At 73.0% G+C, this 11,963-nt stretch carries 8 protein-coding genes; 3 read left to right on the forward strand and 5 right to left on the reverse strand.

Features of this window, described 5'->3' with window-relative positions; translation table 11 throughout:
* Positions 1-383 precede the first annotated feature (383 nt).
* From QA861_RS16590 to QA861_RS16605, 4 genes are all read right to left on the reverse strand, one after another.
* Positions 384-686, reverse strand: a complete 303-nt coding sequence (locus QA861_RS16590) for a hypothetical protein (protein ID WP_334589094.1) — start codon at positions 684-686, stop codon at positions 384-386.
* 916 nt (positions 687-1,602) lie between these two features.
* On the reverse strand, positions 1,603-2,778 hold the full coding sequence (locus tag QA861_RS16595; RefSeq protein WP_334589095.1) for a VWA domain-containing protein: 1,176 nt from the start codon (positions 2,776-2,778) through the stop codon (positions 1,603-1,605).
* The gene (locus tag QA861_RS16600; protein ID WP_334589096.1) at positions 2,775-5,324 is read right to left on the reverse strand and encodes a DUF5682 family protein; all 2,550 of its coding nucleotides are present in this window, start codon (positions 5,322-5,324) and stop codon (positions 2,775-2,777) included. The genes QA861_RS16595 and QA861_RS16600 overlap by 4 nt, the downstream gene beginning before the upstream one ends.
* Positions 5,325-5,484: 160 nt before the next feature.
* Complete coding sequence (locus tag QA861_RS16605; RefSeq protein WP_334589097.1) at positions 5,485-6,660, reverse strand: ATP-binding protein; 1,176 nt, start codon at positions 6,658-6,660, stop codon at positions 5,485-5,487.
* 167 nt (positions 6,661-6,827) lie between these two features.
* Here QA861_RS16605 and QA861_RS16610 point away from each other — a divergent pair, with 167 nt between their 5' ends.
* Both QA861_RS16610 and QA861_RS16615 read left to right on the forward strand, forming a co-directional pair.
* The gene (locus tag QA861_RS16610; RefSeq protein ID WP_334589098.1) at positions 6,828-8,186 is read left to right on the forward strand and encodes an SWIM zinc finger family protein; all 1,359 of its coding nucleotides are present in this window, start codon (positions 6,828-6,830) and stop codon (positions 8,184-8,186) included.
* An 89-nt stretch (positions 8,187-8,275) separates the two neighbouring features.
* On the forward strand, positions 8,276-9,994 hold the full coding sequence (locus QA861_RS16615) for a DUF5691 domain-containing protein (protein ID WP_334589099.1): 1,719 nt from the start codon (positions 8,276-8,278) through the stop codon (positions 9,992-9,994).
* 31 nt (positions 9,995-10,025) lie between these two features.
* Here QA861_RS16615 and icmB read toward each other — a convergent pair whose 3' ends face one another.
* Positions 10,026-10,442: a coenzyme B12-dependent isobutyryl CoA mutase small subunit gene (gene icmB / locus QA861_RS16620; protein ID WP_334589100.1), complete on the reverse strand. Its 417-nt coding sequence runs from the start codon at positions 10,440-10,442 to the stop codon at positions 10,026-10,028.
* 411 nt (positions 10,443-10,853) lie between these two features.
* On the opposite strand from icmB, the gene QA861_RS16625 reads away from it, so the two are divergent.
* Complete coding sequence (locus tag QA861_RS16625) at positions 10,854-11,744, forward strand: esterase/lipase family protein (RefSeq protein ID WP_334589101.1); 891 nt, start codon at positions 10,854-10,856, stop codon at positions 11,742-11,744.
* The last annotated feature ends 219 nt before the right edge of the window (positions 11,745-11,963 follow it).

Here is an 11,963-nt window from a genome sequence, read left to right on the forward strand (position 1 = left end):
GGCAAGCGGTCCCCTCCCCTGGGGAGCCGCTCACCGCCCTCCGCCGGGCACGCCCTGACCGGACCGATGGCATTCGGCCGTACGGGGGTCTTCCCGGCGGAGTCCGCATGATCCGCACGTCAGGAGGCGTGCGGAGATCGGGGGCGCGAGTGTCCGATCGCGGAGCGGCTCGGGTGCGGCTCGGGTGCGGCTCGGACGCGGCTCGAGTGCGGCTCGGACGCGGCTCGAGTGCGGCTCGGACGCGGCTCGAGTGCGGCTCGGACGCGGCTCGAGTGCGGCTCGGGTGCGCGGAGGACGGGCACCCGGCTGGCACTCCGTGCAGTGGTCGCACGCCGTCACGGCCCCGGCGAATTCGCGCCCGGCGACGGAACGAGGAGGCCCTGTCAGGCGGGGAAGACCGGGATGTCCCGGTACCTGTTCCTGGCCTCGACACCGGCCGCGCCCGGGGCGATCCCCGGCATGAGGCACACCGGCGCTCGCTGGTTCGACCCGACGGCATACGCATCGCCGTGCCCACCGTGCCGGAAACCAGCACCGTCGACGACGACCCGATCACCGAGCGCCCCGTGGGGCACCCCGTCCGGCAGACCGCGCGCCGGACGCACAGACGCCCGCGAGACGACCACGCCACCGCCACCCCACTCACCCGCCGCCGGCCCGTTCCGGACCTCCACAGCAGCGGACACCTGCGACGCCTTCTCCGGCGACGAGTGAGCGGCCGGGGATAAGGGGGAGGTGGGAGAGGCCTGGGGTGTGGGACGTGTGGGAGATGACGGGACGGTGGGCGAGGCGGGGACGCCCGGAAGCCCGGGCAGCTCAGAAACCACCGGCAGCTGAGGGAGTCCCGGAACTTCCGGAACCACAGGCACCCCGGGCACCGCAGGCACCGCAGGCACCGCAGGCACCGCAGGCACGGCGGGCACGGCGGGCACCCCGGGCACCCCGGGCACCCCGGGCACCGCAGGCACCGCAGGCACGGCGGGCACGGCGGGCACCCCGGGCACCCCGGGCACCCCGGGCACCGCAGGCACGGCGGGCACCGCAGGCACCCCGGGCACCCCGGGCACCGCACAAAGTTCGGGGAGTTCAGGTACCACGGGGAGTTCAGGGAGGGCCGGCACTGGGGGCAACGTCGGCGCCGGTGGTGACACCTCCGCCAACTCCTCGGTGACGGCCGCCACCGACCCAGCGACCAGTGGCCCGGCCTTCTCGACCACCGGCCGAACCGCACCGCCCACCCCTCGGAGCGACGGCGCACCCTCCGCCGCGTGCGCCCGCTCCCCGCAGAGGAACCCGAACACGAACAACCCGCCCACCAGCACCGCCACTCGCAGCGCGCGCCGCCCCGCCACCGCACGCGTCACACGCAGTACGGCGACGGGCAGGGCGGCTGGCCAGTTCAAGAGGAAAAACTCTCCCGGGCGGCGATACGACGACGAACGCCATGGATCAGCGAGGAGCAGGGCGAGGCGGCGCCGATCCTCGCACGGCCCTCCCGAGGTCGCGCAAGTCCCCCGTTACCGATGCGCCCTCATGTCCTTTTTGCCGACCGAAGCCGCCCTCATGACACTCACGTCATGCGGTTGACGCGGTTGACCCGGTTCACGCGGCGTCGGGTATCGGCAGCGGGCGCTTCTCGATCGCCGCGGCCATGATGTCCGGGAACAGATCGGGCGTGCAGGCTAACGCCGGTGCGCCCAGCGCCGCGAGTGCCGCCGCGTGCTCCCTGTCGTACGCCGGCGCCCCCTCGTCCGACAGCGCGAGCAGCGTCACGAACTGCACCCCGGAGGCCTTCATCGCGGCGACCCGCTTCAGCATCTCGTCGCGTATGCCTCCCTCGTAGAGGTCGCTGATCAGCACGACGACGGTCTCGGCGGGCCGGGTGATCTGCGACTGGCAGTACGCGAGCGCCCTGTTGATGTCCGTACCGCCGCCGAGCTGCGTACCGAACAGCACGTCCACCGGGTCGTCGAGCTGGTCGGTGAGGTCGACGACCGCCGTGTCGAAGACCACGAGCCGGGTGTCGATCGTCCGCATGGACGCCAGCACCGCCCCGAACACCGACGCGTACACCACCGACGCCGCCATCGAACCGGACTGGTCGATGCAGAGGACGACCTCCTTCTTCACCGACTGGGAGGCGCGCCCGTAGCCGATGAGCCGCTCCGGCACGATCGTGCGGTACTCGGGGAGGTAGTGCTTGAGGTTGGCCGCGATCGTGCGGTTCCAGTCGATGTCGTGATGGCGCGGCCTGCTGATACGGGCACTGCGGTCCAGCGCACCGGTGAGCGTGGCCCGGGTCCGCGTGGCGAGCCGCTTCTCCAGGTCCTCGACGACCTTGCGTACGACTGCTCTTGCCGTCTCCTTCGTCGTCTCCGGCATCGCCTTGTTGAGGGAGAGCAGTGTGCCGACGAGGTGGACGTCCGCCTCGACCGCCTCCAGCATCTCGGGCTCCAGCAGAAGGGCGGAGAGCCCGAGCCTGTCGATGGCGTCCCGCTGCATGACCTGGACGACGGACGACGGGAAGTACGTCCGGATGTCGCCGAGCCACCGCGCGACCGACGGCGCGGATGCCCCGAGCCCCGCCGAACGGTCCCGCCCCGCCCGGTCCTTGCCCCCGTCGCCTCTTCCGTAGAGCGCGGTGAGCGCCCCGTCCATCGCCGCGTCCTGTTTGGACAGCGCGCAGCCGATACCGTCCGCCGAGTCACCTCCGAGTACGAGGCGCCACCGCCGCAACCGCTCCCGTGCCGGATCCGCCGACTCCGTCGCCGTCGTCATGTCCCCACCCCCACCAGGTTGTTGTCGTCGACGCCCCCTTCACCCGCGCCCGTCGGCCCCAGCAGCAGCCGCAGCACCGGCAGCACGGCGTCCGCTCGCCGGGCGTCCAGGTCGGGTGCGAAGCCCGGCATACCGGCTGCGCCGGTCACCGCGCTCCCCCGCTTTCCCGGACCGCGCCGGACCAGTTCCCCCAGCGTTCTGCGCACTCCGGGCTCGTACGCCGAGAACGTGCGCCTCAGCAGGGGCAGCACGTCGGTGAACGCCTCCGCCGGCACCCGGGTCAGCCAGTCGTCGACCAGCCCGAGCAGCCGTTCGTCGTGGACGAGCAGCATCCCGCCCCCGGAGCCGCCCCCGACGAACCCCTCGATCCACGCTGCCGCGTCCCCGGGCCCCGTCCCCGGTGACAGCACGAGGCCCATGAGCACGGCCGCCTCGTCGTGCGCCAACTCCCCGTCGTCCAGCAGCAGTCGTACGGCCCGCCCGCGCACGACCCCGGCCACGCTGTCCCGCCCGGACAGCACCCGGAGCACGGAGTGCCAGCGGCGCCGCAGCTCACTGTGGCGTCCCGGCACGGCGACATCAGCGCAGCTGCTCGCCTCCGCGTCCGCGGGGCCGCTCGCGGGAGTACTCGAGACGGGACTACCTGTGACGGGAGTACCTGAGACGGGATCCGGGCGCGCGGTCTCGCCGAGCAGCCCCACCGCCCCGTGCACCGCGTCCACATGGCGCCGCATCTCCTCGGCGGCCTCCGTGTCGAGAGCGGCGCAGGCCGGGGGCAGGCCGACGAAGACGCGCTCTGCGAGGCCCGCCGCGACCTCGGTCAGCGCCCGGGTGTCCGTGCCGCGTACGTCGCCGTAGCGCAGGGACCGGACCAGCGCCGGCAGTGCCTGGGCCAGATGGCCCACGTCGGCGTCCAGGGCCGCGCGGTCGGCGAGGACGCGCATCACCACGGGGAGCGCGTCGGACAGTTCGGCGAGCAGACAGCGCTCGGCGAGAGCGGTCACGCCGGCCAGCGAACCCGCCCCCACGGCGTCGGCCTCCGCCCTGGCGGTCGCCGCCGAGAGCACGGTCGTCCCCCACACACCGGCCTCGGCGATCCGTACCGCCAACTCCGGCTCCCACCGCAGCCGCCACGTCTCCCGGAAGGTACCCGTGCTGCCACGCGTCGCCGCCGGCTCACCCCACCCGACCCCGAGCAGCCGCAGCCGGTGCAGCAGCCGACTGCGCTCCGCGTCGGTGTCCTTGCGCAGGTCGAGCTCCAACTCCCGCTCCAGCGCATCCGGTTTGAGCCGCAACCGGCGCTGGAGCCGCGTCAGGTCACGCTGCAACGGGACAGCGGGCGCCGACTCGGGAACCTCCCCGAGCACGTCCCCGACGACGAGCCGGTCGTGCACCAGGGCCAGCGGGACATCCGAGCCCTCGCACATCACCGCCCGCACGGCGTCGGTCGTCTCGGTCAGCCCCGGCAGCGGGCGGCCCCGCATCGCGCCGAGCGTCTCCGCCAGCCGCACCGCCTCGATGACGTGCGCCGAGGAGACCATCCTGTCCTCGTCGCGCAGCAGCCCGGCCACCTTGGTCATCCACCGCTCGACCGGCCGGTCCCGCGCACCGAACAGATGCCCGTACCAGCCGGGCGAGTCGATGCCCGCCCCGTAACCGCTCGCCCGCGCGAGCCTGCGATGCGTCCACGGCACCCAGGTCACGTCCACCTTGACCTTGGGCAGACCCTTCAGCAGTGCCCGGTCGGCGCCGACGCCGACCTTCTGACGCAGCGCGGGCACATGCCAGGCGCCGCACACCACGGCCACTGCGGCATCCCCGAACTCTCGCTGTGCCGCCCGTACTTGGAGGCGCATGTATGCCTCCCGCACCGGGTCCCGGTCGTGGCCCCCGGTCCCGTACACCTCCCGGAGCGCGCCCATGGCCTCTTCGAGCACCTCGAAGGGAGCGAACGCGTCTCCCTCCCCCGTCCCCCGGTGTTCGACTACGTCCTCCCACCAGCGCTCCGGATCGTCGTAACCGCCGGTCCGCGCGAGCACGGCGAGCGGATCGACCCGCACGTCGGCACCCGGGGCAATATCCGGGTCGGCATCAGGGGCGGCCTCCCGAGCGGTATCCGCATCCGTATCCGCTTCCGGCACCCGGCCCTCGTCTCCCCCCTCCTGGCCGTCGCCCTCACCCCCGGCTCCGCCCTCGTCCTCCTTTTCCCACGCCAGCGTGTGTGTGGCGGGGAGGTCGATGAACCGGGCGGGAACCCCGTGTTCCAGGGCCCAGCGGATCGCCACCCACTCCGGGGAGAACTCGGCCAGCGGCCAGAACGCCGAGCGGCCGGGTTCGTCCACTGCGTGGGCCAGCAGGGCGACCGGCGGTCGCATGTCCTCGTCGGCGGCCAGCGGGATCAGGGCGTCGGCCTCGGGCGGCCCCTCGATCAGTACGACCGCCGGCCGCGCCGCCGCCAACGCGGCCCGTACCGCCCGCGCCGACCCGGGCCCGTGATGACGCACGCCGAGCAGCAACGGCCCGGCGCCACCCTCGACGTCGGTCACGCCACTCGCCTCCTGCGCCAAGTCGAGTCACCGTCGCCGACCGCCGCACTCACGCCCCCGACCCGCATGGACACCGAACCGCCTCCCATCGACAACCCGTACACACACCTCTGCACATCCACGCCCGCACCCGCACCCCTGCCCCTGCCCCTGCGCCCGCTCACGCGCTCACCTCCCGGCACGCCCGGTAGAAGTCCTTCCAGCCGTCGCGTTCGCGGACCACCGCCTCCAGGTACTCCTGCCAGACGACCCGGTCGGCCGCCGGATCACGGACCACCGCGCCGAGGATGCCCGCGGCGACGTCGGAGGCCCGCAGGACGCCGTCGCCGAAGTGGGCCGCCAGGGCCAGGCCGCTGGTGACGACGGAGATCGCCTCGGCGGTGGACAGGGTTCCGCTGGGCGACTTCAGCTTCGTCCGGCCGTCCGACGTGATGCCGTCACGCAGTTCGCGGAAGACGGTCACGACACGGCGGATCTCGTCGACACCGTCCGGTACGGCCGGCAGGTCGAGCGAGCGGCCGATCTGGTCGACCCGGCGCGAGACGATGTCGACCTCGGCGTCGGCGCTCTCCGGCAGCGGCAGCACCACCGTGTTGAACCGGCGGCGCAGGGCGCTGGACAGCTCGTTGACCCCGCGGTCGCGGTCGTTGGCCGTCGCGATCAGGTTGAACCCCCGGACCGCCTGCACCTCCTGCCCCAACTCCGGTATCGGCAGGTTCTTTTCCGACAGGATCGTGATCAGCGTGTCCTGCACGTCGGCCGGGATGCGGGTCAGCTCCTCGACGCGGGCCGTCATCCCCTCCGCCATCGCCCGCATGACGGGGCTGGGCACGAGGGCCTCGCGGCTCGGGCCGTGCGCGAGCAACCGGGCGTAGTTCCAGCCGTACCGGATCGCCTCCTCCGGTGTGCCGGCCGTGCCCTGGACCAGCAGTGTCGAGTTGCCGCTGACCGCCGCCGCCAGATGCTCGGACACCCAGGTCTTCGCCGTGCCGGGCACGCCGAGCAGCAGCAGGGCACGGTCGGTCGCGAGGGTGGTGACGGCGACCTCGACGATGCGGCGCGGACCCACGTACTTCGGGGTGATCACCGTGCCGTCGGCCAGCGTGCCGCCCTGCAGGTACATGGCGACGGCCCACGGCGACAGTTTCCAGCGGGCCGGGCGCGGACGGTCGTCCTGCGCGGCCAGCGCCGCGAGTTCGGCGGCGAAGGCGTCCTCGGCGTGCGGGCGCAGTTCCTCCGTGCCCAATTCATCCGTGGTCAGTTCGTCCGTGCCGTTCGCGTGAGCGGACTGCTCGTGACGCGGGTCGACGGATGTCGGTTCAGCGGAAACAGGCATGGCTCGGTCCCCCTCCAGCTCGGCCGGTCTTGGCCCGTTCGGATCTGGTGACCACACTGCACCACGCCACTGACAACGCGTTCTGACCTGCTGGTATGTGGTTTTGCGGGCTGGGCGGGGATCGCTGCGAGGACCGATTGTCAGTGCCGGGATCTACCTTCGATGTCATGACTCAGCAGGGGGTGCGCTGGACAGCGGATCAGGTGCTGGCACTGGCGCCTGACGTCTCGTCACGCAAAGCGGGAAGCAAACTCGGCGCGGCCGGACCGTGGTCGGAGGCCGGCAGTACCGACGAGGGGACGGTGTGGGGACTGTGCAAGGGCAGTGGCAGCAAGCCGTATCAGACGGTCGTCGACATCGCGGACGCCACCGGGCCCGCGTACAAGTGCAGTTGTCCGAGCCGCAAGTTCCCGTGCAAGCACGCGCTCGGCCTGCTGCTGCTCTGGGCGGGCGGGGACGGCGCGGTGCCGCGAGGGGAGGCGCCGGGCTGGGCGGAGGAATGGCTGGCGGGGCGGCGGAAGCGTGCGGAGGAGAAACGGGCGGCGGGGGCGGCCGGTTCCCCGACCGGGTCCGGTGATCCGGAGGCGGCACGGCGCAGGGCGGAGCGCCGGGCCGAGCGGATCACGGCGGGGGCAACAGAGTTGGAGCAGCGCCTCGCCGACCTGTTGCGCGGCGGCCTGGCCACCGCCGAGCAGGCGGGATACGGGCTGTGGGAGGAGACTGCGGCCCGCATGGTCGACGCACAGACGCCCGGACTGGCGGCGCGGGTAAGGGAGTTGGGGGCGATCCCGGCGTCCGGTCCGGGCTGGCCGGTGCGACTGCTGGAGGAGTGCGCGCTGCTCCATCTCCTCGACCGGGGCTGGCTGCGCCGGGACGAGCTGCCGGAGGGTCTGGCGGCGACAGTACGGTCCCGGATCGGCCTGCCCGGTTCGGCGGACGGCCCGCCGGTGCGCGACCACTGGCTGGTCCTCGCCCAGTACGAGACGGCGGACGCCCGTCTGACGACCCGCCGGATCTGGCTGCACGGTGCGGAGTCGGGCCGCACGGCCCTGCTCCTCTCTTACGGGGCGGCCGGCCGCGCCCCCGAACTGGCACTGCCGGTCGGTCTGGCGTTCGAGGCAGAGGTGTCCGTGTACCCAGGTGCCGGACAGCTCAGGGCGGCCCTGGGCGAACGGTTCACAGCGCCCGCACCGACGGACGTACGGCCGCCGGGGACGACGACCACACGCGCGGCCGAGCGCTACGGGGAGGCACTCCAGGGCGACCCCTGGCTGGACTCCGTCCCGGTGACGCTGGACCGGGTCATACCCGTCCCGGACGGCAGATCCTGGCAACTGGCCGACACCGACACCGACTTGGCGCTGCCTCTGGCCCCCTCCGCCGTCGCCCACCCGGGCCTGTGGCGCCTCGTCGCCCTGTCGGGCGGGGCGCCCGTCACGGTCTTCGGCGAGTGCGGTCACCGGGGTTTCACCCCTCTGACCGCCTGGCCTGAGGGGACGGCCGGACAGGCGGTCCCACTGTGCTGAGGCGACGGGACGCCCCAGGGCTCACGCCACGACGACTCGCTACGGCTCCACTCCTGCCCCGACTCCCGACTCCCGACGAAGGGAATGCCATGACCGGCAGCAGCGCTAACTCCCAGGCAGGCTCCTCCCCCGCAGGCTCATCCTCCGTGGGCTCGCCCTCCGCAGGTGCCTGGGAGGAGTTGGTCACCGCGGCGCTGCTCGGCACGGAGCGGCGTACACCCGCGGGTTGCCCGCCCGGCAGGCAGGCACCGGTCGCGCTGCTCGGCGCGGCGGCCGTGGAGACCGTACGGCGGCGGGCGGGGCTGCGGCCGGCCCGGGCGGCGACGCGACCGGAACCCGCGGCGGCGGACCCTCGACCGTCGCTGCCGCCGGCCGCCGCCCGCAGGCTCGCGCTGCTGCTGGCCGACCGGGCAGGCACTCCCGGCGGCAGCGGTCGCCGGGGGACAGCGCCGGATCTGATGGAGTTGTTGCCCCAATGGCTCGCGGCGGCGAACACACATGGCTACGCGGCCCCACCCCAGACGCTGCCCGCGCTGCTCGACGCGGCCAGGGGGCGTACGGATCTACGCCCGGCGGCGTTGGCGTTCGCGGGCCCGCGCGCGCTGTGGCTCGCCCGGCTGAACACGGACTGGCGGTTCGCCCTGCGCTCGACCCCGGGCGGCGGCGCGGCCCTGCCCGGCGTCGAGGAGTCGGATCGGATCCGGCGGCTGTGGCAGGAGGGCCTGTTCGCCGAACGCGTCTCCCTCCTCGCGGCGATTCGCGCGCGAGAGCCCGCCGCCGCCCGGGAGTTGCTGGAGACGACCTGGTCGACGGAGCGGGCCGAGGACCGGCTGATGTTCCTCGACTCGCTCCGCATGGGACTGCACGCCGAGGACGAGCCCTTCCTGGAACGGGCGTTGGCCGACCGCAGCCGCAACGTCCGGGCCACAGCTGCCGAGTTGCTGTCCGCCCTGCCTGATTCGGCGCTCGCCGCCCGGATGGCGGTCCGGGCGGGAGCGTGTGTGGCCCTCGACCACACGAACAGCACAGACGTCACGAACAGCGGCGGTGACGGTACGAAAGGCGGGCCCGCGCTCGTCGTCGAGGCACCGCACGAGTGCGACGCGGGCATGGAGCGAGACGGTGTCGTGGCCAAGGCCCCGGCAGGTCGGGGCGAACGGTCCTGGTGGCTCGGCCAGTTGGTGGAGGCCACCCCGCTCGGCTCGTGGTCGGCGCGGCTCGGTGGACGTACGCCTGAGGAGATCGTGGCGCTGCCGGTGGCCGACGACTGGCAGGGTGAGCTGCACGCCGCGTGGTGTCGGGCGGCGGTGCGGCAGCGGGACGCCGACTGGTCCCGGGCGCTCCTCGGCGGGCCCTCGACACCCGAGGCCGGCGGGCCCGGAGCGGTGTCCCTGGCGGAGCGGGCGAAGCTGCTCGCCACGCTGGACTCCGCCGAACGGGCCGAGTGGGTAGCGGGGTTCATCGCAACGCACGGACTGTCCGAGGCCTTCCAGCTGCTCGGGGTGTGCGCGGTGCCGTGGGCTCCGCCGCTCGGGCGGGCAGTGGTCGACGCGCTCAATATCGCGCGGGACGCGGGGAGTTACCCATGGAGCTTCAGCGGAGTGATGGGGCTGGCGGAACGCTGCCTGGACCCCTCCGAGGCCGGCCGCCTCGACGGCCTGCTGGCGATCCCGGACGAAGGGGAGGACGCGTCGCCGGGCGCGGGAAGCTACTGGGCGGAGGCATTCCAGCGCCTCGTGGGCACCTTGCGCCTGCGCGCGGCGATGGCGGAAGAACTGGCGCCGGGCCGGTCGGCGGGCAATGCCTGAACCGCGGCCGAGAGCCACCCGCACCCAGGCCCTACGCCCCCGCCGACTCCCGTACGTGTCCCCGTACCCACTCCACGACCGATGCGCTGGTCGCCTCCGGCGTGAAGATCTCCGCGACCCCCTTCTCCTTCAGCGCGGCGATGTCCGCCTCGGGGATGATCCCGGCGCCGAAGACCTTGATGTCGGCCGCGTCGTGCTTCCGCAGAAGGTCGATCACTGCCGGGAAAAGGGTGTTGTGGGCGCCGGAGGGGACGGAGAGCCCGATCGCGTCGGCGTCCTCCTGGATCGCGGTGCCGACGACGTGCTCGGGCGTCTGGTGAAGGCCCGTGTAGATGACCTCCATACCGGCGTCACGCAACGCCCGCGCGAGCACCTCGTCTCCGCGGTCGTCACCGTCGAGCCCCGGCTTCGCCACCACCACGCGGATCGGACCGGCTGCCGCACCCATCGCCGCCTCCCTGAAGTGAACGAACGTTATGTCAAGCATCCCGCAACCGGCAGTTTCGCGACCGGTGCCGAGGGGGAAATCACACGGTGGGACACGTTCGCCGCGCACCGGCGGGACCGGCGCAAGGGGAGCCGCATCGAGGTCGTCGCACCACCGCGTCGCGAGCCACGCGCCGGGGCGGGCAAGGCGGGGCGGTGTGTCGGAGATGGCAACGAAGGGCAGCAGGGCACGACAGCGGGGAGCTTCGTCGCCGTACGGCAAGGAGCTTCAGCACCCCCCTGGCGTCCCACCCGCCGCACGCCCACTCGTGCACCACCACCGACGCCACCACCACCGGCCGCCCTCGTCGCGACCCCCACGAGGGCACACGGGGGCCGGAGAAGTCCTCCGCGTGCCGACAGGAGGTCGGCCATGAAGGTCACACGGGCAGCACTGCCCCTGCTTCCGCTCTGCCGGCGCGTCCTGCCGAGCAGCCTGACGGGGCTCTCGGCCGCCATCCTCAAGGCGACGGCCCTGGAATTGGCGATCCTGGCGGGACACCTGCTCCTCTATCCGTCGGGCATCGCGCAGGAGCGCCGGGCCACGACCGCCCCGGACCCCACCACGCTCCCCGAAGCCCGGACCGCGCACCTGCCGGTGGAGCCGAAACCTCCGGTCGTCCTCCTCCACGGTTTCATCGACAACCGCTCCGTCTTCGTCCTGCTGCGCCGCTCCCTCGCCCAGCACGGCCGACAGCAGATCGAGTCGCTCAACTACTCCCCGCTGACCTGCGACATCCGCACCGCGGCGGAGCTGCTCGGCCGGCACATAGAGGAGACATGCCGGCGCACGGGCCAGCCGCGGGTGGACATCGTCGGGCACAGCCTGGGCGGCCTGATCGCGCGCTATTACGTACAGCGCCTCGGCGGTGATCTCCGCGTCCGTACGCTCGTCACCCTCGGCACCCCGCACTCCGGCACCCGCGTCGTTCCGCTGGCGGACGCGCATCCGATCGTCCGGCAGATGCGCCCCGGCTCGGATGTCATCGAGGAACTGCGCCTGCCCGCACCCGACTGCCGTACGCGCTTCGTCGGCTTCTGGAGCGATCTGGACCACCTGATGGACCCGCCGGAGACGGCCTGCGTCGACCACCCGGACCTGTCGACGCAGAACGTGCGGGTCACCGGCGTCGGTCACCTCGCCCTGCCCGTGCACCCGGCCGTCGCGACCGGGATACGGGAGGCCCTGGACCAGAGCGACGACGTCCACTCCGCCGGAGCGCGGTCCGACCGGGCGCGAACCGGCGGGCTGACCGTGGCGTAGGGCCCGCCACAACACCTGCCACAGGCGGGTCATGAGCGTCGAGCAGCCCCCAAAATTCGAACAATCATCGAACGCCAGGCCAAACCCATGCCCGCAGTCCCCCGAAACACGGCCGATTGCCCGTTTCCCTCAAGCACGAAACCTGCAGAAGATTGTCGCGCCCGCATACCGCCGGGTACAGTCGCCGCACTGCTCTGCCAGCCCCTGTTGTCGAGGCGA

The organism is Streptomyces sp. B21-083 (assembly GCF_036898825.1).
GTDB lineage: Bacteria > Actinomycetota > Actinomycetes > Streptomycetales > Streptomycetaceae > Streptomyces.